The 25,988-nt window shown below is 32.1% G+C and carries 23 protein-coding genes; 13 read left to right on the forward strand and 10 right to left on the reverse strand.

The window, feature by feature from the left end:
* Positions 1-88: 88 nt before the first annotated feature.
* Positions 89-511, forward strand: a complete 423-nt coding sequence (locus VI621_RS01215; RefSeq protein WP_324216568.1) for a lipocalin family protein — start codon at positions 89-91, stop codon at positions 509-511.
* A 220-nt stretch (positions 512-731) separates the two neighbouring features.
* Here VI621_RS01215 and VI621_RS01220 read toward each other — a convergent pair whose 3' ends face one another.
* Positions 732-1,733 carry an LLM class flavin-dependent oxidoreductase gene (locus VI621_RS01220; protein WP_324216569.1) on the reverse strand — a complete coding sequence of 334 codons (1,002 nt, stop codon included), beginning with the start codon at positions 1,731-1,733 and terminating at the stop codon, positions 732-734.
* Positions 1,734-1,876: 143 nt separating this feature from the next.
* Positions 1,877-3,172: a TIGR00341 family protein gene (locus VI621_RS01225; RefSeq protein WP_324216570.1), complete on the reverse strand. Its 1,296-nt coding sequence runs from the start codon at positions 3,170-3,172 to the stop codon at positions 1,877-1,879.
* A gap of 648 nt (positions 3,173-3,820) precedes the next feature.
* On the opposite strand from VI621_RS01225, the gene VI621_RS01230 reads away from it, so the two are divergent.
* The 4 genes from VI621_RS01230 (at position 3,821) to VI621_RS01245 (ending at position 7,959) form a co-directional block, all read left to right on the forward strand.
* Positions 3,821-5,122: a glycosidase gene (locus VI621_RS01230; RefSeq protein ID WP_324216571.1), complete on the forward strand. Its 1,302-nt coding sequence runs from the start codon at positions 3,821-3,823 to the stop codon at positions 5,120-5,122.
* A gap of 417 nt (positions 5,123-5,539) precedes the next feature.
* Positions 5,540-6,301 (forward strand): DUF4382 domain-containing protein, encoded by a 762-nt coding sequence (locus VI621_RS01235; RefSeq protein ID WP_324216572.1) that lies wholly within the window; start codon positions 5,540-5,542, stop codon positions 6,299-6,301.
* Between the two features lie 168 nt (positions 6,302-6,469).
* Positions 6,470-7,327, forward strand: a complete 858-nt coding sequence (locus tag VI621_RS01240) for an EamA/RhaT family transporter (RefSeq protein WP_324216573.1) — start codon at positions 6,470-6,472, stop codon at positions 7,325-7,327.
* A 59-nt stretch (positions 7,328-7,386) separates the two neighbouring features.
* Positions 7,387-7,959: a YceI family protein gene (locus VI621_RS01245; protein WP_324216574.1), complete on the forward strand. Its 573-nt coding sequence runs from the start codon at positions 7,387-7,389 to the stop codon at positions 7,957-7,959.
* 124 nt (positions 7,960-8,083) lie between these two features.
* Here VI621_RS01245 and VI621_RS01250 read toward each other — a convergent pair whose 3' ends face one another.
* Complete coding sequence (locus tag VI621_RS01250; RefSeq protein ID WP_324216575.1) at positions 8,084-9,130, reverse strand: zinc-dependent alcohol dehydrogenase family protein; 1,047 nt, start codon at positions 9,128-9,130, stop codon at positions 8,084-8,086.
* Between the two features lie 27 nt (positions 9,131-9,157).
* Between VI621_RS01250 and VI621_RS01255 the strand changes: the two genes are divergently transcribed.
* From VI621_RS01255 to VI621_RS01280, 6 genes are all read left to right on the forward strand, one after another.
* Positions 9,158-9,310: a hypothetical protein gene (locus VI621_RS01255; protein WP_324216576.1), complete on the forward strand. Its 153-nt coding sequence runs from the start codon at positions 9,158-9,160 to the stop codon at positions 9,308-9,310.
* Positions 9,311-9,350: 40 nt separating this feature from the next.
* Positions 9,351-9,515: a hypothetical protein gene (locus tag VI621_RS01260; RefSeq protein ID WP_324216577.1), complete on the forward strand. Its 165-nt coding sequence runs from the start codon at positions 9,351-9,353 to the stop codon at positions 9,513-9,515.
* Positions 9,516-9,577: 62 nt separating this feature from the next.
* Positions 9,578-9,934: a hypothetical protein gene (locus VI621_RS01265; RefSeq protein WP_324216578.1), complete on the forward strand. Its 357-nt coding sequence runs from the start codon at positions 9,578-9,580 to the stop codon at positions 9,932-9,934.
* A 251-nt stretch (positions 9,935-10,185) separates the two neighbouring features.
* Entirely contained in the window at positions 10,186-10,938 is a 753-nt protein-coding gene (locus VI621_RS01270) for a LytTR family DNA-binding domain-containing protein (protein WP_324216579.1), read from the forward strand.
* Positions 10,922-13,915: a sensor histidine kinase gene (locus VI621_RS01275; protein WP_324216580.1), complete on the forward strand. Its 2,994-nt coding sequence runs from the start codon at positions 10,922-10,924 to the stop codon at positions 13,913-13,915. The genes VI621_RS01270 and VI621_RS01275 overlap by 17 nt, the downstream gene beginning before the upstream one ends.
* Before the next feature lie 298 nt (positions 13,916-14,213).
* The gene (locus VI621_RS01280; RefSeq protein ID WP_324216581.1) at positions 14,214-14,786 is read left to right on the forward strand and encodes a hypothetical protein; all 573 of its coding nucleotides are present in this window, start codon (positions 14,214-14,216) and stop codon (positions 14,784-14,786) included.
* 238 nt (positions 14,787-15,024) lie between these two features.
* Here VI621_RS01280 and VI621_RS14790 read toward each other — a convergent pair whose 3' ends face one another.
* The 5 genes from VI621_RS14790 to VI621_RS01300 all read right to left on the reverse strand — a co-directional run bounded on the left by VI621_RS14790 (position 15,025) and on the right by VI621_RS01300 (position 22,987).
* On the reverse strand, positions 15,025-15,135 hold the full coding sequence (locus tag VI621_RS14790) for a hypothetical protein (protein WP_414655477.1): 111 nt from the start codon (positions 15,133-15,135) through the stop codon (positions 15,025-15,027).
* A 197-nt stretch (positions 15,136-15,332) separates the two neighbouring features.
* The gene (locus VI621_RS01285; RefSeq protein ID WP_324216582.1) at positions 15,333-17,312 is read right to left on the reverse strand and encodes a DUF3857 domain-containing protein; all 1,980 of its coding nucleotides are present in this window, start codon (positions 17,310-17,312) and stop codon (positions 15,333-15,335) included.
* Positions 17,312-19,249, reverse strand: coding sequence for a DUF3857 and transglutaminase domain-containing protein (locus tag VI621_RS01290; RefSeq protein WP_324216583.1), 1,938 nt, complete (start codon positions 19,247-19,249; stop codon positions 17,312-17,314). The genes VI621_RS01285 and VI621_RS01290 overlap by 1 nt, the downstream gene beginning before the upstream one ends.
* Entirely contained in the window at positions 19,224-22,478 is a 3,255-nt protein-coding gene (locus VI621_RS01295; RefSeq protein ID WP_324216584.1) for a hypothetical protein, read from the reverse strand. Before VI621_RS01295 ends, VI621_RS01290 begins: the two co-directional genes overlap by 26 nt.
* 65 nt (positions 22,479-22,543) lie before the next feature.
* Positions 22,544-22,987 (reverse strand): DUF4268 domain-containing protein, encoded by a 444-nt coding sequence (locus tag VI621_RS01300; protein WP_324216585.1) that lies wholly within the window; start codon positions 22,985-22,987, stop codon positions 22,544-22,546.
* A gap of 103 nt (positions 22,988-23,090) precedes the next feature.
* On the opposite strand from VI621_RS01300, the gene VI621_RS01305 reads away from it, so the two are divergent.
* Positions 23,091-23,729, forward strand: coding sequence for a CoA pyrophosphatase (locus tag VI621_RS01305; RefSeq protein WP_324216586.1), 639 nt, complete (start codon positions 23,091-23,093; stop codon positions 23,727-23,729).
* A gap of 49 nt (positions 23,730-23,778) precedes the next feature.
* A complete protein-coding gene (locus VI621_RS01310) occupies positions 23,779-24,588 on the forward strand; it encodes a lysophospholipid acyltransferase family protein (protein ID WP_324216587.1) in 810 nt (269 codons plus the stop codon).
* 48 nt (positions 24,589-24,636) lie between these two features.
* Here VI621_RS01310 and VI621_RS01315 read toward each other — a convergent pair whose 3' ends face one another.
* Positions 24,637-25,233, reverse strand: a complete 597-nt coding sequence (locus VI621_RS01315; RefSeq protein ID WP_324216588.1) for a hypothetical protein — start codon at positions 25,231-25,233, stop codon at positions 24,637-24,639.
* 5 nt (positions 25,234-25,238) lie between these two features.
* Positions 25,239-25,733: a sigma-70 family RNA polymerase sigma factor gene (locus VI621_RS01320; protein ID WP_324216589.1), complete on the reverse strand. Its 495-nt coding sequence runs from the start codon at positions 25,731-25,733 to the stop codon at positions 25,239-25,241.
* Between the last annotated feature and the right edge of the window lie 255 nt (positions 25,734-25,988).

A 25,988-nucleotide genomic window follows, 5' to 3' on the forward strand; every position in this document is an offset into this window, starting at 1 on the left:
TAATTATGTAAATAAAATCAATAATTATGTAAGACCTCCCTAGAGCATTACCCCTAATTTCGCATCTAACAATCTTAAATATATCAAAATGAAAAATCGAAGTATATTACTCGCCTTAGTATTAAGCATCGGATTATTTACAACTTCTTGTAGTAATGATGATAATGGAGGAGAAACCCTAGCTCCTTTAGCCGGAAAATGGAATATTACCAAAGTAGGTACCACAGTTAGTGGACAAGAATTTTTGGTTGATCCCCCACAAAATGAAGACGGCTGCGAAAAAGATTATCTGGACCTAAAGCTTGATAATACGCTGACAGATGGAGATTATGATTCAAGTACTAGTCCATGTGCATTGGATACTAACACGGGAGTTTATTCCAGGTCTCATAACGATTTAACAACTGTTAGAGATGGTGTAACTAAAGTTCAGGACATTGTTAACCTTACGCTTACAGAATTAAAGTTAAAAGATGCTAATGGTGTAATTATGGTGTATACCAGGGCTTAATTTCTTTTTCTTATAGATAAAATGCTGAATCTTTGGGGGTTGAGTGTAAATTCGGAAATGACTTTTAAAAGTTGTTTCCGTTTTTTTTGGATTGAACTCCCGCTGTCATCTGCAAGCATAATGACCGAAAGCAGATTCTATGTTAAAACACAATCAACCAGGAATCTTCTCAATCAGTTGTTCCTTCTACCTTTCCTCAAAATGGAATAAGCCAATTATCCTATTTCATGGCGTCTATCATATGTTTTATAATTCTTAAACTTTTGAGTTTATCCTGATGATTAAAAATTGGACTGGTAATCATCAACTCATCTATTTTGGTATAATCGATAAATTTTTTCAATTCGATTGATAATTTTTCTTTGTTTCCTACAAACGAACCAGCTGTCATTTGATTTACATGAAAACGTTCTTCTTCGCTCATAAGACCTTCCAAAGAATCCACGGGTGGTTGTAATGGTTTTCTGTCGTTTCGAATTAAATTTAGAAACATTTGGAACAAACTTGTGGAAAGTATTTCAGCTTCTTTATTAGTGTCGGCCGCTATTACATTTACGCATGCCATAGTTTTGGGTTGTTCTAAAAATTCTGAAGGTTGAAAATTATCACGATAAAATTCAAATGCCTGTAACATCTGCTTGGGTGCAAAATGTCCGGCAAAGGCATAGGGCAAACCTTTGGAAGCAGCCAAAGCAGCGCTGTCCATACTCGAACCTAAAATCCAGATGGGAACTTTTGTTCCTTCTGCCGGAAAGGCACGCACTTTTGCAGTAGCATTCTCGACAGAAAAATAGTCCTGAAGAGCAGACACATTTTGTGGAAATTGTTGTGACTGTTCATAGAAGTCTTTACGTATGGCTTGTGCCGTTAGCGAGTCGGTTCCAGGCGCTCTTCCTAAGCCTAAATCAATTCGATTGGGATAAAGGATTTCCAAGGTTCCAAATTGTTCCGCAATAATAAGGGGCGAATGATTCGGCAACATGATTCCGCCAGAACCTACTCGGATATTTTGAGTTTGACTAACAATATAACCAATCAGAACCACTGTTGCAGTACTAGCAACATGAGCCATATTATGATGTTCGGCCAACCAAAATCGGTTATAACCCAAACTGTCGGCAAGTTGGGCAATTTCTTTCGTTTTTTGCAATGTTTCGCCAGCATTGCTGCCTTGGGTGATTATTGCTAATTCTAATATGGAAATTGGAATATTGTTTGCCATTGTAAATTTCAGATTTTGAGTAAAATTAATCATTTACGCCAAAAGCTTATGTTCTTCGGTGTTAATTGAATTATAATGTTTCAAACGGAATCAAATGGTAAATGCTAATTTATTCAAGATTGGAAAAAAAGGGTATAATTTATTTACTCTCTTTTATAAATTTCTACCGCATCAGACTTAAATTTACTTTTTATCCATAATATTAATTTCTGCTTTTCGGAAGAATTCAGATCATTTTTACTTTCATAGAGTATGACAGTAACTACTTTTTTACTTTCTTTATTTTCGGTAAATGCATGATTGGCAATAGCAATATTTTTTATCTCAGGAAAGAGTATTTTTGTTTCGGCCAATATGACTTTGTTATCAAATTTTAAGGCTGTAATTTGACTTTGTAATTTGGCGATAACCAAATCTTTTTCACTCATCGTTTTGGTATTAAAACTAATTTCATTCAAAATATCCTGTTTCAGGTCGGTGGTATCTTGAATAATATTTAGTACCGTATTTTTCAATTCATACGTTTTTAATTTTTCGTTAAGTGATTTAATTTCATTACGATCAAGTCTCTTTCTCAAAAAAGCAATATCTATTTTTTTTGGACTTGAAGTAAATTGCGTTTTTTTATACAGGATAGTGTAGCCTTTTTCAATAAACTCTAATTTTAAAAAAAGTTCTACTTTTTGTTTGTATTTTTTTTCTTCAACTAATTGAAAAGCAAAATAGATACTGGGTACAATCAAAATTATAGTTAAAAATGTGATCGCATATTTAACTTGCTTTTCTCTTTTGAGATTGGTTTGTCTGGTAATAGGATATTTCAAATATTTCACAATAATAAAAGTTGCGATGCAAATAAAAACACAATTGATGGTATACAAATACATGGCGCCAAAAAAGAATTTAAAATTACCCATGGCCAATCCATATCCCGCGGTACACAATGGTGGCATCAGTGCTGTTGCAATAGCAACTCCTGGAATAGGATTCCCTTTCTCAACTCTTGTGGTGGCAATTACACCAACAAGTCCACCAAAAAAAGCAATAAAAATATCATATATATTTGGTGAAGTTCTGGATAACAGTTCCGATTGAACATCTTTAAAAGGACTTAAAAAAAAGTAAATTGTAGAAACCAGTAAACTAACAATTGTAGCAATGAAAAGATTTTTTAACGATTTTTTCAGCAAATTAAAATCATAAATCCCCAATCCAAAACCAGCTCCAATAATAGGACCCATCAAAGGCGAAATAAGCATTGCACCAATAATTACAGCCGTTGAATTTACATTCAACCCAACCGATGCCACTACAATAGCACAAGCCAAAATCCATAAATTAGAACCTCTGAAAGAAATATTGGATTTTACATTATCTAATACCTTATTCTTGTCCTCCTCACCGTTATGTAAGTCGATAAAATTTACGATTTTATTCATAATTCTTCAATTATATCATTTTTTAGATTCCCCGATAGCGATTTGCAATTCGTGGTCTACAAAGATTGCATTATTATTTTCAATGCAAATCTAATGCAATAACCTTCAATTCATTTTCTAAACCTACATAATTTCTTGCTGAACTAATATAGCAATGTGATTTAGATATTAAAAATCAGTTTTACGATTGTTTAAAATTTAATCATCATATTTTTTTTTAAAAATTATCTTTTGTTCTGAAAACCAAACATTTATACTCATTGTAAATATTTTTTTGTAATTTTGATATTATTACTGAATTGAAGTCTGAGCTTCAAAAATTATCGACTTCTTAAAGTGATACGTTCTGAAACCGGTTGACACTTAAAACGTCAGCAAAATAAATTTAGAACATAAAAATAAAGTTTTTACGTTAGCATTTCAATAATTCAATCTTCTTCATTATCCACTTGGCTTGGGCATCAACACTCTCTAGACAGGTTTAGAGATAGAAGCAGCTCGAGCCAGAAAAATAATTATGGATGCGTTTCAGCAGAAGATTCTTTTGGGATTTTATCTAAAATCAGAAGGACCTATAATAATGCTAAACGACTTTTATCTAAACATTTAAAAAACGCACTTATTTTATTATAATTTAAAAATAAATCTATGCGAGTTCCTGTAATCCGAAAAAATACAATATTTAGCCCTGATTGCAGCAGGGTTGTTGCCCGGTATTTTATGAATGGTGATCAGCGAACCCAAAAAATGGTAAGCCGTATAATGATATTGGATGAAAAACAAGTTACAGACACTTTAGAACATACACTTCGTGAGTTTGCCAGACGACATCGAAATATTTCACATATATTTTTTAAGCATTGTGAAAAAATCAGGGGTTTAATTGAAGGCATGCAAATTAACTATGATGGCCTGTCAAATGAACGAAAAATGCTTATCGGTTCTTACTGTACAATGGAATATGCAATAGAATCTGCTGCTTTTTTTAACCCTTCCATTGTGGAAGATTTCGACCAATCGGATCTCGAAATCGGAGAGAAGCGTGTCATCATTTCTTTCCGTGCCACCGGGGAAGGTCATATCTCATCAATCGTTTTTAGAAGGGGAATCCTGGATAAGAATAACGATCTTCACGTGATGAAAATCGGTGATAACATTGATAAAGCAGAGATTGTACACAAAAAATTTTACAACAAAAAAAGATTTGTCCTGAAATTGACAGAAATGCATACTTCAGATAAATACTCCACTAGTATTATGCAGGATCTGCCTGAAGAATTTGAGTATTCCGCATTAAAGGATGTAATATGTAAAGCTTTAAAAGATCAAACCATCAGCCAGGAGCGGAGAACTGCACTCGAAGAAGTGATCTGGTTGGCGGATTCCTTTTATGATTTGCAATTCAAACACGATTCAGATATTACTGAACGAGTTATATTTCCGATTTCCGATTCTGAAAGTCGTGGTATTGAAGATGCCCGTTTTGTTCGCTTTGTTGATGATGAAGATAACTCAGACAGAATAATCGCGACTTATACAGCTTATAATGGTCATACCATTCTTCCAAAATTGATTTCTACCGAAGACTTTTATACTTTCCGTGTAATGCCTTTACATGGTGCAGGTGCTCAAAATAAAAATCTGGCATTATTTCCCAGAAAAATAAAAGGTAAGTATGCCATGCTTGCCAGAATTGATGGTGTTAACAATTACCTTATGTATTCCGACAGGCCAACACAATGGAATAATCCAGTTATGATTCAGGAACCTCGTTATCCTTGGGAATTTACACAAATTGGAAACTGTGGATCACCACTTTGGACCGAAGAAGGCTGGTTGGTTATTACGCACGGGGTAGGTGCCATGAGGCGATATTGCCTGGGCGCATCGCTATTTGATCTTGAAGATCCTTCGAAGGAAATTGGAAGGCTTAAAGAGCCCTTGCTTTAACCACTGGAAGGCGAACGAGAAGGTTATGTGCCGAATGTAGTGTATTCTTGCGGCTCGATTATTCACAACAACAGCCTGATATTACCTTATGCCGTATCAGACTATTCCTCTACTTATGGCGTGGTGGATATGGTAGAATTGATGACTGCGTTGAAGAAAAGTAAATGATGGTTTGAATACTTCACCATTTCTACTCGTTTAATGGTCTGTGAAAAATGCAGTAAAAAACCGAAGACGATTTATTTATACTTTGGTTTCCGACTTTGATATGCTGAGTCATATTATTTCCCCACTGATAATTAAATACTTAATGGTAATTATGTAACTTATATATAAAATTTTGTAACAATCTAGTACAAAAGATTATAGAACTTTGTCTCGTTGTGAAAATTCATTCGCAATCTAAATTATATTCATATGAAAAAGTTAATTTTTATTGTATCTGTTGTTGTATTTGCAATTACGTTGAACTCTTGTAATGATAGTGATTCAAATTCTAATTATCCTTATAAAGTTAGAATGACAGATGCTCCGGGACCTTATGATGAGGTTAATATTGATTTGCAAGGAGTTGAAGTTACTGGTTCTAATGGAGAAATGGTTACTTTAAACACTACAGCTGGAATTTATAATCTTATAGATTTATCTAACGGTTTAAGCGCTTTAATTGCTACGAGTACTTTACATGATGCCACAGTGGCACAAATCAGATTGATTCTTGGAACTAACAACACAGTTGTTATTGATGGAATAAGTTATCCTTTGAGCACGCCAAGTGCTGATCAGTCAGGTTTAAAATTATTAGTAAATCAAACACTTCAAGCAGATATTCAAAATGAAATTCTTATTGATTTTGATGCTAATACTTCAATTGTTGAAACTGGAAATGGAACTTATAAATTAAAACCGGTTTTAAGAACAGTGGTTACTGCTATAAGTGGAAACATTAAAGGAAATATCACTCCAGCAGGAACAGTGGCTGCAGTAAGTGCAACTTCATCCACTGGTGTTGTATATACCAGTAATGTAAATGAACTTGGTCAATTTCAAATTTCAGGACTTCCATCAGGAACTTACACTTTTACTGTTACACCAGCATTACCATTGCTTCCTGTTACTCAATTAAATGTTGTAGTTGTTGCGGGTGCTACGGTTACATTAGATGTTATAAATCTATAAGTTAATAAGTTATAAACAATAACGTTTATTTTTAAAGAGATTGTACAATTGTTTTTGTGCAATCTCTTTTTATTTGATTTCTTCTTAAAAAATACTTTATTCATATTTTGGGAATAGAACAGTTTCAAAAACATATAAATAGTAAATTTACACTGTAAATAAATACCTATGCTATTTCTAATTTTGAGCATTCTATGCAGTGTAACCGTGGGGGCAATCTTTAAAGCCGCACGCCAATATACTATCAGCAACATACAAATTGTTGCTTCAAATTATGTGTTTGCCCTTATACTTTGTTATCTGTCATTTCCGCCAGATGTTAACTCAATAGGAGCTGAGGCACCTTGGAGTATTTATATAGCGATAGGTGTTTTGTTACCCGCTGTATTTCTTATTATGGCTGCCTCTATAAAACACATGGGTATTGTAAAAACAGATGCCGCTCAGCGCCTTTCCCTGTTTATTCCTATTTTGGCCGCGTGGTTGATCTTTAGAGAAGAATTCAATATTCTTAAAATTACGGCCTTTATGGTAGCATTACCGGCACTGGTGCTTATTCTCTCCAAATACACCGAAAGTACTAAAAATAGATGGGGCTATCCTGCAGCAGTTTTACTTGGTTATGGTGTTATTGATGTTCTTTTTAAACAAATTGCCACCTATACAAGTCTGCCTTATACGACCTCATTATTTGTGGTTTTTGGTATTGCATTGGTGATTATGATTGGAGTCGTTGTCTATGAAGTGCTCATCAGTAAACAACCATTAAACATCAGAAGCATTCTTTTTGGAGCTTTGGTCGGGATTTTCAACTTTGGAAATATTCTTTTCTACCTGAAAGCACATCAGGAATTTGCCGATAACCCTTCAACCGTTTTTGCCGGGATGAATATGGGCGTAATTATTATAGGAAGCCTGACAGGTATCTTCATTTTTAAAGAGAAACTGACCAAAATGAATTATATAGGTCTTTTTCTGGCTTTAATAGCAATTGTTTTAATTGTAATGTCGCAGCATTACAAATAATACGTTTTAACTAAATATTTCATATATTACTGAAGAATTATTCATTAAAAATTTAAATTATGAAAAAATTATTTTTCCTTTTGATTGTAGTTTTATGTAATGCGACTTTATTTGCACAAACTACCTGGAACGCTGATCCAATGCATTCCAATTTATCCTTTAGCATTACGCACATGGGCATTTCCGACATTGACGGATTATTTAATACGTTTACCGCTTCAGCAACTACTACCAAAGCGGATTTCAGTGATGCTGTTTTTGAACTTTCTACAGAAGTGGCTTCCATTAATACTCAGGTAGAACAGCGAGATAAGCATTTAAGAAGTGCCGATTTTTTTGATGTTGAAAAATATCCGAAAATGACCTTTAAAAGCACCTTAATAAAAAAGAAATCTAAAAACAGATACAAATTGAGAGGTAATCTTACCATGCACGGAATTACTAAAATGGTAAACCTGACTCTTTGGTATAGGGGAACTGTTGAAAATCCACAGTCAAAGGCTATGATTTCGGGTTTTCAGATTTCAGGAACTTTAAAACGCAGTGATTTTGGTATTGGCTCCGGTTTTACTGAGGCCATGCTAAGTGATTTTGTAAAGATAAAAGCAGATTGTGAGTTTATAAAACAATAAACTTTATTTGGAGTCGAACTTCTTTTAGTTCAATTGGCCCACAACTTTAAAAACATACAAAACCCGTCTCATATTGCAATAAGACGGGTTTTGTAACATCATAAAATAGAATGTAAAGAGATATTTATGGTTCAATAATCACTTTCATGGCTTTTTCTTTGGACGCATTTCCAAATACTTCATATGCCTGCAAAATTTCATCGAGTTTAAAATGATGCGTTATCAGCTTATTTGGATCTATTTTTTTAGAAGTAACTGTTTTCAACAACATGGGTGTGGTATTGGTATTGACCAGACCGGTGGTTATTGTAATATTTTGAATCCAGAGGTTTTGAATTTGTAAATCCACACTTTTACCGTGCACGCCAATGTTGGCAATATGTCCGCCTGGGCGTATGATTTTCTGACAAATATCAAAAGTAGCCGGCATTCCCACTGCTTCAATGGCTACATCTACACCGTCTTTTGTTTCTGACATAATCCTTTTTACGGCATCTTCTTTTTCGGAATTGATGGTATCTGTAGCGCCGAATTTCTTAGCTAATTCCAGTCTGTTTTCATCCAGATCAATCACATATATTTTTGCGGGTGAATAAAATTGAGCGGTCAGCAATACTGACATACCGATAGGTCCTGCGCCTACAATAGCAATGGTGTCTCCGGGTTTAACCTGTCCGTTTTGTACGCCAATTTCATGTCCTGTTGGTAAAATATCGCTTAACATTACTAATGCTTCCTCATCTGATCCGGCAGGAATATGATGGAGACTGTTGTCTGCATGCGGAATACGTACATATTCTGCTTGAGTACCATTAATTAAATGGCCTAATATCCAGCCACCGTCTTCACAATGGGAATACATTTGTTTTTTGCAATATTCGCAGGTGCCATCTGATGTAATACAGGAAATAATCACATGATCTCCTTTTTTAAAACTTCTAACGCCTTCGCCTACTTCTTCAATAACGCCCACTCCTTCATGTCCCAGTGTGGTTCCTGGTTTGCAGGAAGGTGTCTTTCCGTGCAAAATACCTAAGTCAGTTCCACAAATCGTGGTCTTTAAAATTCTGACCAAAGCATCTGTTGGTTTTTCAATACTCGGCACAGGTATTTCTTTCAATTCAATTTTTCCCGGCCCTCCATATACAAGACCTTTCATTGTTGCTTTCATTCTTTGCATGTTTTAAAGTTTATTGCATTGGTAGATACTAATTGTTCAGCTTTATCTCAAACTACTTATGCTGTTTCGAGTTCTGGAAGTGGGTCTGGGATTAAAGTCTCCTCTTGCGCAATAGAATTGCCTATTAAAGATGACTTTAATCATTTCATTATGAATGAATTATTAGTGTAATTTATTACAATAAAGATAGTTAATTTAATCATTATTATACATGATGAAAGTATCATTACTAGCAGATAAAGATGAGATTGGCTTTAAAATAATTAAAAAACGTCAAGAAATTATACAAAGCAAGACGTCATTTAATATAGGAACTTTATCTAAAATTGAATCTTTTCAATTTGACATCATCTTTGGCTTATCTTTTGTATTGTAGAAAGTAGCGTTTCAATATCTTATAATATAAAAGAGCCAAAAAGTATGAAAAAATTGATTTTAATGCTATTGCTAACTGGCAGTGCGTATGCTCAGGAACAAGTATTTAACGTTCAGCGTTATTGCGTGGACGAAATCCCTTTTAAGAAAGGAGAATGTGATATATTAGGAAATGAATATTCTTTCGTGTTCTTAGATACCAAAAAGAATGATGTAGTATTGTTTCTCACTGATACGAGATTGGAATATAAAATTGTTAGCTCTGGTGTCCTTTCTTCCGATCCTGATTACACGCGCTATACTTTAGAAAATAAGTCAGGCCAAATTGAGATGAAAGTAAACAAACAGCACACAAAAATGGAATTCCTATATCCAAATAGCCGCATCTATTTAACTGTAGGTAAATCCACTAAGCTATAACTGCCAAATATGGGTTAACCTAATCTTGGATATACTAAAAAAAAATAAAAACCCTTTTAATCGTGTGATTTTTAGGGTTTTTATTTTTTAAATTCATTTCATTTTAAAGTAAAAATTCAACGCTAATGTAAAAGTTGTTAATTTGAAAAAAATAAGCAGAAGTTTTTTAATATTTCAACTTTCAGAGATGCTGTAATGTTAAAATATTCTAAATCTTTTATTGTACTTTAGCGTTAAATATTTGACCTTAGATGAAATTGAAAGTTATTATTGTTGATGATGAGTTGCACGCCAGAAGTTTTTTAAGAAAACTTTGCGAACGTTATTATATAGATCGCATTGAGGTAGTAGATGAATGCATTTCGGTTGAAAGTGCGGTTGTTTCAATTAGGAAATATAAGCCGGATTTGGTATTTTTAGATATTCAAATGCCTAATGAAAATGGATTTCACTTGCTTGACTATTTTGACGGGATTCCTTTTGAGATTATTTTTACCACCGCATATAAAGATCATGCATTAGAGGCAATTAAGTGCAGTGCACTGGATTTTTTAGTTAAACCTATTGGTGTTGATGATTTTAAGAATGCTATCCATAAATATAATTCTAAAACAAATACTAATATAGGTATAGATCGATTTAAATTATTATCAGAGAATATCAATAACCAATTTGCAGACAAACAACGGATAATTTTTTCGACAAAAAATGGTTTTAAAGTTATCCAAGCCAATACTATTGTTTACTGTAAGGCAGAAGAATCCTACACTAATATTTATACAATAGAAGATGATTTACTATCTTCCAAATCATTTAAAGAAATATGTGAGCTACTTGTAGAACCCACTTTTATTAAAGTCCACAAAAGTTATTTGGTAAATGTTAATTATATAAAAAGCTTTAATTCAGTAGATTATACTCTAGAAATGATTACTGATGCTAAGGTTCTCGTTTCAGATAAATCATTTACTAAAAAGAAATTGATTGATGCGATTACGAAATAGTCTTTTTCTTTATTTTTTATTTTTTTTCACGGGTTCCTTATTCGGGCAATATTTGCCTTCTAAAAATTACACTACTACAGATGGTTTGCCTAATAATGCGGTTCGAGCATTATTTCTTAATTCAAAAAACATATTATGGATTGGCACTGAAAATGGTGTCTCAAGAATGGAAAACGGTACGTTTTCTAATTTTAATGAATTGGATGGATTAGGTCATAACAGTTGTTGGGACATATCTCAAGATACAAACGGAAACATGTGGTTTGGCAGTTATGGCGGCGGGGTGAGTAAATTTGACGGTAAAAAATTTACAGTTTTTACAACAAAAAATGGTTTGCTTGCCGATAGAACCCGAAAAGTATTTCCATATAAAAATAAAATATATGTAGGTACCGAACAAGGGGTTTCCATTATCGATATCAACACGAATAAAATTGTTTCGCCTAAAGTTCCCCCACACAAAGATGATTTTATTGCTATTTCTCTTTTTGAATACCTGGGAGAAGTCTATTTTACTACAATTTTTGAAGGTTTATTCAAAATAGATGAATCTGGTATTGTTCCTAAAGTTATACCTGTAGTAATGCATAAGAATACTTATAGTTTGGGACTTTTTGGCTCGACACTTTACAGCAGTAACGAAGGTTTTATTGATAAATTCGATATTTCAAATATAAAGAAAGGGGATTTTTCTTCTTCAAAATTTGGACAATCTATTGTTTGGCAATATGCAAGAGACAAAAGAAACACCATTTTTGCCGCAGCTTGGGGAATCTACAATCCTGATGGAGGATTGTATCGCATAGAAAATGATAAAATGATTGATGTTTCTGAATATTTCGGAATTGAGTCTAAAATTTTATTAAATGTAGTCTATGACAAAAATAAAGATATTCTTTATGTAGGTTCCAATGACAAAGGTATTTATGAAGTTCGTTTAGATAAAATGATTGATTATGATTTGTTTGATAGTAAATACATCATAGATTTTGAGAGTTTAGGAAAAAATAAATTGGTATTGCATAATAAAGGAATTTCTATTTTAAATCCAAACAAAACGGTTTTGAAAAGCATTTCCTTATCTGATTTTAAAAACGTTGAAACCGATTTTTTAAACAAAAACAAGAATAAAATTGCTGCTCAATATCGTGAATCAAAAGATTTTGAACTCAATTTTAATATACCTGCCAGCGGAATTGAGTTTTATGAAATGGTGAAAAACCAAAATTCTTTCTGGATAGGCAGCAATATTGGAATATTTGAAATTAATAGTCAAGGGAAAATCATTAATTATGTTCCAAAACATAGTCTCAAAATTGGCTTTACAGCTAAGAATCAATTTATAGAAACCATTCCATACGCTGGTGTTTATGTCTATGACGATGTGTATCATTTAAAAGGAAAACATTATTCAAAGTTTGAAAAACATACACCTCAAGACATTGTAAAAATTCTCAATCATAAGGATAAAACTTATCTTTTGTCTGTTTTTAATGGATTGTATGTGCATAAAAACAACCAATTTCAATCCTACTTAGCTGATGGCATTTGGAAAGAAAATAAATTTAAAAACATCACGGTTAACCAGAAAGGACAACTTATTTTATCCGCCGAATTTGGTGATGTATTTATAATAGATGATTCGAATTCGTTTAAAGTTTTAAAAACTATTTCTAAAAAAGAAATTATTGGAAATACCATTTTATTTCTCGAAGCTTATAAAGATTTTATTTTCATTGGAACTGAAAAGGGAATCAATATCTATAAAAACGGGAAAATAAGATTGATAGACAAGGAGCAAGGCTTAAAAGATTGTGTCATAACCACCTCCCAAATTTTTGATAATGAATTGTGGTTGGGGACCAAAAAAGGTTATTATACAATTGATTTAAAACAATTGGTTCAGGAGCCAATCACCGTTTCAAAGTTAGAAATCAGTAACATCGCTGTGAATAATATTCCAATAAAAAAGGCGAATTTCAATTGGTTTAGGTTTACATTAAAAGAGCTGATTTTCGATTATAAACACAATTCATTTTCAATTGATTTTGTTCCAACAGGGCATGCAATTGCTAACAAACTGAAATTCCGTTACCGATTAAAAAACACCAATCGTTGGAGTCCTTATAGTGAAAAAACCAATTTATTTTTACCGTATTTGCCCTATGGGAAGTATGATGTTGAGGTAGAAGTATCTGATTTGAATGCCGGAAAAACAACTGTTTTTAAGTTGTTGAAAATCACTATTAAGCCCCCTTTTTGGCTGAGCCTGTGGTTTGTTTCCATTTTAATTTTAGGAATATTGGGCACTTCTTTTCACTTTATTCTGGCTGAAAAAAAGAGAGCAAAAGAGAAAGCTGATATTCAAAAACGTATCGCTGAAACCAAACTGGAAGCCTTATTAAGCCAGATGAATCCGCATTTTATTTTTAATGCGATGAACGCCATACAATATTATATCATCAGTAATGACATTGATAATTCGTTATTTTATATTGGTGAATTTGCCAAACTGATGCGAAAAACTTTAGAAAATTCGTCTAGACAAACCATTACCATTAATGAGGAAATAGACTATTTGAAAACCTACATTACCATTGAAAATATGCGTTTTGACAATCGAATTGATTGTGAATTCCAAATTTCACCCGAAGTGGATACGGATTTTCATGAAATCCCTACAATGCTGTTACAACCCTTTGTAGAGAATGTTTTTGTGCATGCTTTTGATGCTTCACATCAATCACCAAAGTTGATTGTCTCTTTTAATATGATTTCAGAAAACCTTTTACAATGTAAAATTATTGACAATGGAAAAGGAATGAACGATGCAAAGCATTCAATCGGACATAAGTCCAAAGGTATTGAATTAACGAAAGAGCGTTTATCGCTTTTACAAGATCCGATAGTTAATCCAATTACGATTTTCCATGATAAAAATATAGGAACCACAGTCACAATCCGTTTGAAGGTGTAATGTTTTTTTCTGTCTGTAAAAAAGCTCCTGTCTGTTTTGACAGGAGCTTTTTTATTTTAAAAAAAACCAAAAGGATGCTTTCATAGCTTAAAATGGTGCTTTTAAAAGATTCTATAATTTGATTATAAGAGATTTTTTATTTTCGATTAAGAAATTAATTAATCATCCAATAGAAATCAGAAAGATGCCTAATTGTTCTAGTAAATATTACGGTACTAAAAGTTCCTGAATTTCGAGTCTGCCCGCGAATTTCAGTAATCACCGCCCGAAAAATTTATAGTAAGTAAACCTACAAATCATGGAACAAATTTTTTTAAACCTACAAAATTTTACTTTTTTGTCCTATTTGGCTTTAACAATTGTTGTTTTGAGTTTTTTTATGGGTAAAAAAAGTAATACGCCTTATAAATCTTTGTTATTCTCAAATCTGGGATTTTTCCTTTACAGATTTAGTATCGATAGTTTTCTGGGAATCAATAGTTATTTAGGAACTGATTTCGCCATGTATTTTATACTTATAAGTACTTTGTGTGCCACATGGTTCTTATTAATAAAAAATAATGAGGATGAGAAAAATGAGGATAGAGGTTTTGTAAGAGAAACTCAAAATATGATTTATGAAGATGTTGAACCAAGATTGGATCAATTGCAGCACGGGGTTTCAAAATCTGCCGGTTTGGGTTTTTTCAATTATGTTTTGGAAGGAACAATGCATATTACACCGGATAAAGGACAAAATAAATTTTCAAGTTTTCTTGGTAATTTTTCCGGAGGAGAAAAAGGATATTATGAACATCCGCAAAGAGTGTACATTAATTGTTGTACCTATTTGATTTTGATTGCTATTCTGGGTTCTTTTTTCTTGATATAAAATTTAAAAAGAGCGTTTTTATTTTAATAAACAGTAAGCAATATTTAATAATAATACACCTTAAAAATATAGTAAAGACATTGCATAGTCTGGTTTGGTGCTAAGAAAAATAGTGGTATAATTAATTATAGTTTTATTTTTATGTAATGTCCTTAAAGCTCTTGTCTGTTAGACAGGAGCTTTTTTTTGTTTGGTTGAGAAATTAATTAATCAAATCTAAAAATCAGGTCTAAGTTTTTTACCCAATGTCTTTAACATACCCGTCATATTCCAAATAAAACAATTCCAATGCATTCATCTTTTCAAAGAAAAAATCAAAAATTTCATCCCAATATTTTCTGTTGCTCACGCTAACCCCTAATTTGTCAAAGCAAACCCGGCACAAATTCTTCTTCCAGAATATTTTTTAAAGATTCCAGTTTTTCAAAATATTGGATTCGCTTTAATTCGTTTTGGTATTCGATGTCAATCAATACTTGTGTTTCGGTATTTTCTAAATAATTTTATTTAAAGAAAAAGTCTGGCATTTCAGCGGACTTCGATTTATTAAATATTGTTTTTGTTGAGAATAATGACGATTTTGTTAAAATCGGCGGCGGCATTAATTACCGCTTTATATTCATCAAATTTCTCCAGAGGATAGTTTATAATATTATAATATTCGGTATTTTCAATCGTGATTTCAGTGTCGTTTTTATTGTAATTGCTGGTAAATGCAGCTTCGGTTTTACCATTTAATTGCGTTTTATAATCCATTACAAATTTTTCAAGGTTTTTTACGGAATATCCTTTTGGCAATAAAATTTTAATTTTACGTAAATAGGAATGGGGATTATCAATTTCTACGGGTAACGTTCTTTTGTTTTCTTGGTAAAGTTCCATTTGTTTTCCAATGGTTTGACCAATTGAAAATAAATAAGTGTCACCCGCTTTTTGAATTAGATCTTTTCCTTCAAAAGTTACCTCCATGATAAATGGTTTTTTACCAATAAATTCTGTTCCGTCGTTTTCCGTCCTTAAAGTTTTATATTCTGTATCAACAGTGTAATTTTCGGCAACACTCTTCAAAATAGTTTTATATTCTTCGGCAGAAGCAAAATCTTTGAGGGGTTGGAAATTTATAGCAGAATAACCGCCAAAAGTCATTTTGTTTGTAATGGTTGGGTTTTCTATGTCTTTTGTGAAATCAACGGTTATATCCATTAAATCATGTGTAATCTCTTTTCCCGGGATTTCTATAAAATTAATTTCTCCAATTCCCATAGCCACTCCGGCAAACATTTTTCCTTTAATAAATAATCCATTATTGTCTGCTAAATTTGCGGGAATTAATGGAATGCGATATTCTATTTCTGTAGGTGTTAAATACTTTTTGATTGTCGGGAAATAAAATAACAGATCATTCAGATTTTCATAACTCTCGAAATCCTTATCAAATGGAATTTTGTATCTACTGGAAGTAAAAACCACATTATTTTCAATCTGGAAGTTTTTGAAGATGGCTAAATATAATTTCAAAATATCACCTTGATTGGCTTGTTTTGTTTTAATTATATCGGATAATGTTTCTTTAGAATCTATATATCTATTATAGGTAATGGTTTTTTTTATTTTATTTTCAATGTTCCAAATTTGCTCTTGTGAATCATTTGATTTTGGAATCAATTTGCAAAAATCATCAATTGCTTTTAGTTGTTTTTTGTCAAGTTCCGGATTAATGCGTTCGTAAAAATTTGTTGAAAATTCTTTAAAGTTGTATAAATTTTTCGCGCCACTAATTAAATTTGTGTCCAGTTTGTATCGAAATATTTTTAATTTAACATCCCAATTAGAGTATTTTTCATCATTGTCTAAAGCAGGGATGTTTTTCTCAGAAAGAGCTAGAATAACTTTTTTGTCTAGTTTTTCAGAATCAATTGTAGGTTCGACCAATCCATTGTAAGATTTAGTTTTGAAAATTAGGTGCTCAGGATAAATTAATTCAAAATTAAGGTTCGCAATGGGATGTACGTCTTGCATTTTAAATGTTTTGCCATCTAATTCAGGTCCTTCTTCTACTACCAAAATTCGCTCTATTACAGCGCCTTTTTCAAGTCCGTTGATAGCAAAGTAGTTGAATTTGACTCCTTTCTCCTCGTCAATTTCTTCTTTAATGTCTTTTTTATCTAATTTTATGATTTTTCCATTTTTTAAAATCACTCTGACTTTATTAGTAAGAATTGTTTCATTTTGATTAAAAGGAATGTAAATTTTATTATTTCTTTCGATGGCATCATCGGCATTAATATAAATTTTTTCATGTAATAAATAATACTGCTTTGCGACGTTACCAACAAGTAAAACTTCAATTTTTATGGTACGATCTAAGATTACCTCGTTTTGATTTTTATATTGCTCCGGAATTTCAACAGTTGTTTCTTTTTCCTTCCAGTCATAATTTTTAAAAGAATAATCCTGAGCAAAAAATAAAGAGGAATGAAGGATTGCCGTAAAAGTTAAGATTTTTTTTAAGAGTTTGTTTTTCATTATTTTTCTAATAAAATTATGGTTTCGGTATAGTTGTTTTTTAGTTTTTTGATAGTTTCATTCCAAAGTTCGAAATCGGTATTATCAAGAATTAGTTTCTTTTGCTTTATTTGAATATTCAAGTATAATTTATTGTTTTTTACTTCATAAATAAAATTAGCTTTTACTAAATCATTATCTAAAATAAAATTCTTGGGCAGATATTTAACCGTATAATTCTGTGGAATATCTAATTCGTACTGTGTGTTTGTAAAAGTTAAAAAATCAAATTCAAATTTGGAAAGCCTGTCTTTTTCGATACTAAGTTTTTCATAATATTTATCTAAAAATAAATTAACATAAATTTCTTTTTCCATTTTCACAATATAATTGTCTAAATCGAAATTGAAGTTCACTATGTAGGGTTTGTCTCTGTCTTTCAGATTTTCTTCGGTATAATCTTTTAAATTAAATTTGTTATTGCCTTTTAAAACAAGGCTTTTGATCATTTCAAATCTAGTTTTATTGGTTGCGTCTCCAATTTGTGATAAATAGTGACTTCTGTTAAATCCGTTAAACTGAATTTTTCCGGAACCGGTCAGTTTATCTTTTACAATTGCTAATTTGACTTCTTCTCTAACTTCATTTTTTTCAGCAGCAATAATAGGAACTTTAATAATCTTATAAGTGTCATTTTCATTAAAGAGCGCTTCCTTTCCTTGGATAAAAGCAGTAGGAATCCCGTAACGGGTTTCTTTATCTGTCGCATCCAGGAAGATATAATTCTCCCCGGTTTTAAAAACGGCAATCATGTGATTGTCTACAGATGGAGTCGATAATTCGCTATACGTATAAGGAATGCTCCGGCTACCTATCCATGAAATGAAAACATTGTCGATATTGGCATATTTAGCCATCGCTGTGATTATACTTGCCATGTCTTTGCAATCACCAAATTTTCTTTCGAATACAAAACTGGCTTCACGGGGAATAAAACCTTCGTACCCATTTTCGAAAGCAATATATTTGATATTATCTTTTACCCAATAGAAAATGCTTTTAATTTTATCGGCATCACTAGTTTGGTTTGCAACAATTTCTTGGGTTATTGCTTTTAAATCAGCATCTTCTTTTGTATTTAAATTTTTGACAAACCCTTTATAATAGTTGAACAATTTATTGACATCGTCCAATACTTCAATTTTTTCATCATTAATGCTGTAGTCCTTAATGTAAACATCTATATGTGGAATACTATATAAAAAACCAGGGGAATTTGCTTCGAATTTTAAAGGTTTAACATCTCGTAGGGTCCATTTATAAATCCATTTTCCTTTTCTTTCTGTTTTTGAAAATTCAATGGCATTCTTAGGGTCATTAAAAATTTTATACCCAATGTTGATGTTTTTTTCTGTTTTGATTTCTAAGGTTGAATTCTTCATAGGCAGACTATTCCCAAAGATAAATTTGTGCAGCAAATAGGGGTCTAAAAACTCGGTTTGATACTCATACACTTTTTTCGCTCCTGCTTCCAGATTTGGAAAAATAAGTTGACGTTCTTTTACATCATTATAAAAAATGGCACTTTCTCTGGATTGTTTTTCATTGGATTGCGTAACTTTTATCTTCTTTTCCTTACCATTGTTGTCATTGACAACAGAATAAGCGTCATAGCTTTTTAATTGCACCAATTCAGAATAGGAGAAGGATTCCTGATTGTTTTGAATCCCATTTTCCGAAAGAATTATGGATTCATAATGATTGTCCTGAATGACTTTTATTTTTTTATTTTGGATGGAAAAATCATACGATTGAAAATCATTCAGGATTAGTTCATTAATGTCCGGATATGCTTTTCTATACTCCTGAAGTAGATTTTGAGCGCTACCAATAGTGGAACAAAACCAAAAAAAAGCGATACAATAAACAAGTTTATTTGACGATGCCAACCAATTCATATGAATCATATTTTTTTGTGAGTATTAAAGTACCGTTATTGTAAATTAATGTATTTCCGTGTAATTGATCATTTTTATATTCTGCTGTAATCCAAGGTTTTTTGTCTTCTTTAAAATATTCCTGGATTCCTTCATAATTCCCATTTATTAATTTTTCTCTTTTATAAACGTTTCCGTTGGCATAGTATTCTATACGCTCACCGTCTAATAAGTTTTTCGTGTAATTGGATTCAAATTCCGGCTTTCCTTCCATATTATTGATGATCAATTTTCCTTCCAGACTTCCTTTTACAAAATTTAATTTTATAGCAGTTTTTCCGTTAGGATAGTATGAGGCGATTTCAGCAGTTTCCCCAGTTATTTCTACTTTTTCGTTTAGTTCACCAGTTTTATTTTTTCGGATATAATATTTAATACTGTTATTTTGATATCCAATGGTTAAAATGGATTCTCCTTTTTGATTAAAATAGTTGTATTCGCCGTCAATTGATCCGTTTAATTTGTTGTAATCAAGCATTTTTGATTTATTATAATAGAAACGGGTTGTTTTTCCATGTTCATCACCAAAAGCACTTTCATCCAATAACTTTAAATTACCAACTAAATCATAATGTTTTCCTATACCATTTAATTTCCCTGAATAATAGCTGTATTCGGTATAAACTGTTCCCAGAGGGCTATATCCTTTATACGAATTGTGTCTTACGCCATTAATATATTCGGATTCGGAAACCGGATTCCCCAATTTGTCTTTTGCAATAAATTTACCATTAAATTCCCCATTTACCATTTCATAAACCTGAACAGTAGTTCCATTATTATAACTGGTCGTAAACTTTCCTGTTTTGTTTTTATAATCAATGGTATTTTCTTTTTCCCCTTTTAAATTATAGGTTTCAACATAAGTTGTAATATCGGCGATAAATTTATCCGTACTTGAAATTGCACCATTTTGCCAATAAGTATTTTTTTCAAAATTCACATACCCATTAACAATATATCCTTTTGTATTTATTGAACCGCTGGGATAAAATGTCTTATAGGGTCCATTCTGTTTTCCATCTGCATAACTAAAAACCCTGTCCAATTTACCGTTTTCATAAACTTCATAAAGGCCATTAATAGTATCATTAGTATAATTTTTTATGGCACCGATTAATCCGTTTCGGTCATAATCATGGCTTAAACCATTCTGTTTTCCTTGCGAATACATTTCTTTTAATCTTAATATTCCGGATGAATAATTATAATTCCATTCTTTGATTTTCCTGCCTTTTTCAAAATTGCCCGTAACCATTAAATCCCCATCAAAATTATTCATAACGAAAGATTTTTTCGTTAAATTAATTTCAACAGGTTTTGGATTGTTTTTCGAGTACTGAAGTCCTGACTTTAACTCTCCTGAGCTGTATTTTTCTTCAAAATATTTAATCTCTTTAATATCAAAATAGCTGTAAGTTTCAAGTTCTTCTTTATCATTATAGATTGATTCAGAAGATTTTTTTCCATTAGCAAAATAATAGATTGATTTTTTTATTTTTCCATCTTCGTAAATAGTTTCTCTCTCCAAAACTTTATTGCTAAAGAAACGTTTAAAAGTACCTTGGATTTTTCCGTTAATATAAACAGCTTCCGTTTTTACTGTTTTCCCATCATAATATTCAAAGTAATTCCCGTTAATCAGGTCATCCTTATAATTACAGGCTTCGATTAAATCTCCGGCTTCATTATAGCTTGAATAAGGCCCGTTTAATTTTCCGTTTACATAACTTGTTTCTGATTTTTTACTTCCATTTGAATATAAACAAATCAATTTTCCGTCACGTTCCCCGTTAGTGAAATTTATTTCACATTGTTTTCCCCCATTTACATGATAAGAAGCACTTGTTTTACTTAGAATTCCGTCTTTATAATTTTCGATAATACTTATTAATCCGTTAGAAAAGTAGGTAGTTCTTGTACCATCAATTTTTCCATTTAGGAAAGTTTTCTCTTCGGTTATATCACCATTTTCATCATAATATTTTTGTAACCCGTTTAATTCATCATTTTTGAAGTTCAATTCGCCATTCAGATTTCCATATTCATTTAGGTATTTGAATTTACCCTCTTTTTTGCCATTAATTTTCGGACCGATAAAATATGGAATACCGTTTTTTATAAGCACAACAACTTCTTGCTGATTCCCAAAATGGTCTAGGTTCCTTTTAGCAAACGAATCCCAAAAATCAGTAAGGATATAATTATTATAGAAAGCGGTAATTTTTTTCTTTTGTGAAGTAAGTTTTTTGCCAATTTTATCTTCCATTCCCAATAGAATGTAATAGGAGAAACCTTCAAATTGTGTCTTTTCAATAACATCTTTAATCCATGGGAGATAGGTAGTTTCAAAAAAACCTGTACCCATTTTATGTTCTACGGAATATTCTGCAACAGCTTGAACTTGACGAATGATGACATCATCAATTTCTGATCTTACTTTATAGGCACTTTTTAACGGCAATTGATTTCTAAGAATGATTTCAATTTCTTCAAAATTATCACCTGATGTAGAAAAAACCAGTTTGCCTTTCTCTAAATAATTTTGTCCGAATTTAGCATTCAGTTTTAAGATTGCTTTTTCTGCAAATCGTCCATTGGGTGCAATAATTAAATAGCTTAATAAAGCCAAGGTTCCTTCGGTTATGTTTCCATTTTCAAAGGCAAGTGTGCCTAATAAATAATGGGAAGTCGCATGGTTTGGATTGTTTGAAATAATTCGTTTTAATATATCAACGCTTTTTTGAACTTCTTCTTTTCTAATATATAAAACAGCAAAGTTGTATAGGAAATTGGAGGAGTTTGAAAGGTATTTTTCTCCTTCTTTGAAAATTTTTTCTGATTGTACATAATCCTTTTCATCGCTCAAAAAACTCCCATAAAGAGTATATAATGTGGGAAGTTCGGGCATTCTGTTTTTCTTGTATAAATCTTCGAAAAAAGCTTTCAACTCCTCTTTTTTTTCTAATGAAGAAAGTGCTATAGCTTTTTCATGCTGGGCATAAAGAAATTTCGGATCCGTTTCGCTAATTTTTTCAAATTCCTTTATGGCTTCGATATATTTTTCTTTTTCACTAAATGAATTTCCTTTGCGGATTATAGAATCATTATTATAAACAAAAGCATAGTCTGTTTGGGAATAGGATTTTGAAAAATATCCAATAAAAAGAATAAGAAGTAGTTTTTTCATTACAAATTTAAGTTTATCAAATATAGATTTTTTATTAAATATTTGTAAGAAATTGAATAAAAATTTTATGTGTTAATTTCTAAATCACGAACGTAATCTCCATACTCCAAATAAAACAATTCCAAAGCATTCATCTTTTCAAAGAAAAAATCAAAAATTTCATCCCAATATTTTCTGTTGCTCACGCTAACCCCTAATTTTTCAACCCAAATGCGGCTGATTGTTTTTCCGTTTTCCAGAACAAAGTTTTTTTCGAAAACCAAACCGGGAACAAATTCCTCTTCCAGAATGTTTTTTAAAGATTCCAGTTTTTCAAAATATTGGATTCGCTTTAATTCGTTTCTATTTTCAATATCTATTAACACTTGTGCTTTGGTATTTTCTACATAAAATTTAAAAGAAAAATCCTTGATTTTCGTATCATACAGTACCCATTTTCTAGGATATTTATCAGCAAATGCAACCCAGAATTCTCTCTTTAACCGTTGGTTTTCCTCTTTACTGTACATTTTTTATAGAATTATATTTTAGATTGATTTTTCAAAAATTTGCAAATGATTATTTTCTGAACTATATTTATAGTTATTTTGAGTGTAAAAATAAGCTAAGATTATGGATTTTCTCGAATTTATAAAATATGTGCCAAAAATAGAAAAAGAAAAACTTCTGGCAGCGGACGCACATCTGAAAATGGCGCCCTTAGAACGTGTTTTGTCTTTGGAAGAAACCGATTATAGCTATAAAAATCCAAGAAAAGCCGCAGTAATGATGCTTTTTTATCCTAAAAATAACCAAACCCATTTGGTGCTGATTGTCAGAAATTCTTATCCTGGTATACACTCCTCGCAAATTGCATTTCCTGGCGGGAAAGTCGAAATCGAAGACCCGTCGCTTAAGCATACCGCTTTGCGTGAAACCCATGAAGAAATAGGAATTCATCCCGAAAAAATTCAGGTAATTAAAGCTTTTACAGAGATTTATATTCCACCAAGTAATTTCCTGGTAGCACCCTTTATGGGAATATCTCATTCCGAATTGACTTTTACCCAACAATTAGATGAAGTCGCCGGAATTATTGAACTACCAATTGCGGATTTTCTGAATGAGGAGAATATCGTAATGAAACGGATGAATACGTCTTATGCTACTGATATTGAGGTTCCTGCTTTTAAAATCAACGAGCATTATGTTTGGGGAGCCACTGCCATGATGATGAGCGAATTGAAAGAAGTGTTGAAAAGAGTCCTTTAATTTGTAACTTTTTGTAAATTTGCGCTTTACTTTTCCTAACAAGCTTACTATGGGTTTATTCAAAAGAAATCCTTTTGGTCATATACTTTTTATAAAAAAATGGTTAATCCGAATTTTTGGAGGTATTACACATAGACGTTATAGAGGTTTTAACGAATTACACATCGAAGGTTCCGAAATCATCAGAGCACTTCCTGATACCAATGTACTTTTTATCTCCAATCATCAGACTTATTTTGCGGATGTAGTGGCGATGTTTCACGTTTTTAACGCCAGTTTAAAAGGCCGTGAAGACAATATCAAAAATGTTTTGTATCTCTGGAATCCCAAGTTAAATATCTATTATGTAGCGGCCAAAGAAACCATGCGAGCCGGATTATTACCAAGAATTTTAGCTTACGCCGGTGCCATAACTGTAGAAAGAACCTGGCGAGCCAAAGGAAAAGACGTAACTGAAAAAAGGGATGTGAATCCAAACGATACCGAAAATATTCGAATTGCACTTAAAGATGGCTGGGTTATTACTTTTCCTCAAGGAACTACAAAATCATTCAAACCCGTTCGTAAAGGAACAGCGCATATCATCAAAGAGCACCGGCCTATTGTAGTTCCAATCGTAATTGATGGTTTCCGCCGTTCGTTTGATAAAAAAGGATTACGGATGAAAAAGAAAGGTATTCTGCAATCGTTCATCATCAAAGCACCGCTTGAAATCGATTATGATAATGATACCATAGAGCAAATTGTTGAAAAAGTAGAATATGCCATCGAGCAACATGCTTCGTTTTTAAAAGTGATCCCTGCCGAAGAAATCGAAGTTCAAAAAGAATTAAACCGTTTGAGAAAATGGGAATATTAGTTTAAGTTTTTTTAGATGCTAAACTTACGTTATCGTAATATAAAAACTTTACAATTCAATCTTCTCTAATTCCCTATGGTTCTTGTAAAGTTTCTTTAATAAAATACCATAAACAATTCGGTAAAATACCCAAAATGCCAATGACCACAGCATAAATTTCATTAAAAGAGTCATTATATTTTTCACTTTTACATCTTCGTTGCTGAACTTCATAACAATCACAATGGTAATCGCGTAACTAACAAATAACATGGCGTAATTGTACCAGATATAATATTTTACTGTTCTTCTCGTCTTCAGAATGTTTTCCATCAATTGGTGTATCGTGTCCGTAGTGGAAATGGTTTTATGATTTTTGTAAAACAAATAAATAAACGCAATGAGGACCACGTAATTAAATACATTTATCCAAAACATCAATTCCTCAACACCATATTTTTGTAATTTCGCGTGATATTTCGCATCATTTTGATAGACATAAATCACAGTCCAAAACAAAAACTCAATAATACTAATAATAAAAAGCCACTTCACAATCGAAGACGATTTTTTATGTATCATTTTATAAATTTCCGTTTCCGAAACCTGCTCAAAAGAATTCGTATTCTTTTTCCAGTCTTTTTTCAATAAATCCAGCTCTTTCATAATCATTAAGGATTTAATATTTTTTTTAATTTCCCTTTAATTCGGTTCATTTTCACCCTTGCATTCACTTCGCTAATTCCCAAAGTTTCCGAAATCTCCCGATAATCCTTATCTTCAAGATACATAAAAATCAATGCTTTTTCAATATCATTCAGTTGATAAACCGCCTGATACATCAATTTTAACTGCTCTTCTTCCTCAAAATTATATTCTTCCTGACTGATAAAAAACTGATGTTTTTCATAATCTACCGTAGAAACCGACCGGGTACTTTTGCGATATAAAGTTATCGCCGTATTCAGGGCCACCCGATAGGCCCAGGTCGAAAATTTTGCCTCGCCACGAAACTTCGGAAAAGCCCTCCACAACTGAATCGTGATTTCCTGAAACAAATCCTTATGCGCATCAGCGCCAGAAGTATACAGCCTACAAATCTTGTGGATGATATTCTGGTTTTCCCCCAACTGCTGTACAAATGATTGTTCTAAATCTTCGCCCATAAAAGAGTAGTGTGCCTAAACTTAATTATGTTACAAAATACCACTTTTTTATTTTCCTGAAGCAACAATTCCCGCATTTTTTTAAATGCCGTTCCTGCTGTCCGCTATATCTTTTTCTTGTAATTCCTCCTTTGTCGGAATCACAAGAAAAAGGATGCCACTTCCATCAGGGCTAAAGGACAAATGGCAGTGCTTGTCAAGGAATTATGTAAAAAAACTTTTGAACTTTAAATACCAAACCTTTGTATCTTTGAA

The organism is Flavobacterium sp. (assembly GCF_035292545.1).
GTDB lineage: Bacteria > Bacteroidota > Bacteroidia > Flavobacteriales > Flavobacteriaceae > Flavobacterium.

What these genes read in the sequence shown, in the direction of transcription:
- VI621_RS01230 (WP_324216571.1), top strand. Translation starts at nt 3,821, where the DNA reads ATGCGAGTTCCTGTAATCCGAAAAAATACAATATTTAGCCCTGATTGC.
- VI621_RS01225 (WP_324216570.1), bottom strand. Translation starts at nt 3,172, where the DNA reads ATGAATAAAATCGTAAATTTTATCGACTTACATAACGGTGAGGAGGAC.
- VI621_RS01250 (WP_324216575.1), bottom strand. Translation starts at nt 9,130, where the DNA reads ATGAAAGCAACAATGAAAGGTCTTGTATATGGAGGGCCGGGAAAAATT.
- VI621_RS01245 (WP_324216574.1), top strand. Translation starts at nt 7,387, where the DNA reads ATGAAAAAATTATTTTTCCTTTTGATTGTAGTTTTATGTAATGCGACT.
- VI621_RS01315 (WP_324216588.1), bottom strand. Translation starts at nt 25,233, where the DNA reads ATGAAAGAGCTGGATTTATTGAAAAAAGACTGGAAAAAGAATACGAAT.
- VI621_RS01320 (WP_324216589.1), bottom strand. Translation starts at nt 25,733, where the DNA reads ATGGGCGAAGATTTAGAACAATCATTTGTACAGCAGTTGGGGGAAAAC.
- VI621_RS01260 (WP_324216577.1), top strand. Translation starts at nt 9,351, where the DNA reads ATGATGAAAGTATCATTACTAGCAGATAAAGATGAGATTGGCTTTAAA.
- VI621_RS01290 (WP_324216583.1), bottom strand. Translation starts at nt 19,249, where the DNA reads ATGAATTGGTTGGCATCGTCAAATAAACTTGTTTATTGTATCGCTTTT.
- VI621_RS01270 (WP_324216579.1), top strand. Translation starts at nt 10,186, where the DNA reads ATGAAATTGAAAGTTATTATTGTTGATGATGAGTTGCACGCCAGAAGT.
- VI621_RS01240 (WP_324216573.1), top strand. Translation starts at nt 6,470, where the DNA reads ATGCTATTTCTAATTTTGAGCATTCTATGCAGTGTAACCGTGGGGGCA.
- VI621_RS01235 (WP_324216572.1), top strand. Translation starts at nt 5,540, where the DNA reads ATGAAAAAGTTAATTTTTATTGTATCTGTTGTTGTATTTGCAATTACG.
- VI621_RS01275 (WP_324216580.1), top strand. Translation starts at nt 10,922, where the DNA reads ATGCGATTACGAAATAGTCTTTTTCTTTATTTTTTATTTTTTTTCACG.
- VI621_RS01305 (WP_324216586.1), top strand. Translation starts at nt 23,091, where the DNA reads ATGGATTTTCTCGAATTTATAAAATATGTGCCAAAAATAGAAAAAGAA.
- VI621_RS01295 (WP_324216584.1), bottom strand. Translation starts at nt 22,478, where the DNA reads ATGAAAAAACTACTTCTTATTCTTTTTATTGGATATTTTTCAAAATCC.
- VI621_RS01280 (WP_324216581.1), top strand. Translation starts at nt 14,214, where the DNA reads ATGGAACAAATTTTTTTAAACCTACAAAATTTTACTTTTTTGTCCTAT.
- VI621_RS01220 (WP_324216569.1), bottom strand. Translation starts at nt 1,733, where the DNA reads ATGGCAAACAATATTCCAATTTCCATATTAGAATTAGCAATAATCACC.
- VI621_RS01285 (WP_324216582.1), bottom strand. Translation starts at nt 17,312, where the DNA reads ATGAAAAACAAACTCTTAAAAAAAATCTTAACTTTTACGGCAATCCTT.
- VI621_RS01300 (WP_324216585.1), bottom strand. Translation starts at nt 22,987, where the DNA reads ATGTACAGTAAAGAGGAAAACCAACGGTTAAAGAGAGAATTCTGGGTT.
- VI621_RS01215 (WP_324216568.1), top strand. Translation starts at nt 89, where the DNA reads ATGAAAAATCGAAGTATATTACTCGCCTTAGTATTAAGCATCGGATTA.
- VI621_RS01265 (WP_324216578.1), top strand. Translation starts at nt 9,578, where the DNA reads ATGCTATTGCTAACTGGCAGTGCGTATGCTCAGGAACAAGTATTTAAC.
- VI621_RS01310 (WP_324216587.1), top strand. Translation starts at nt 23,779, where the DNA reads ATGGGTTTATTCAAAAGAAATCCTTTTGGTCATATACTTTTTATAAAA.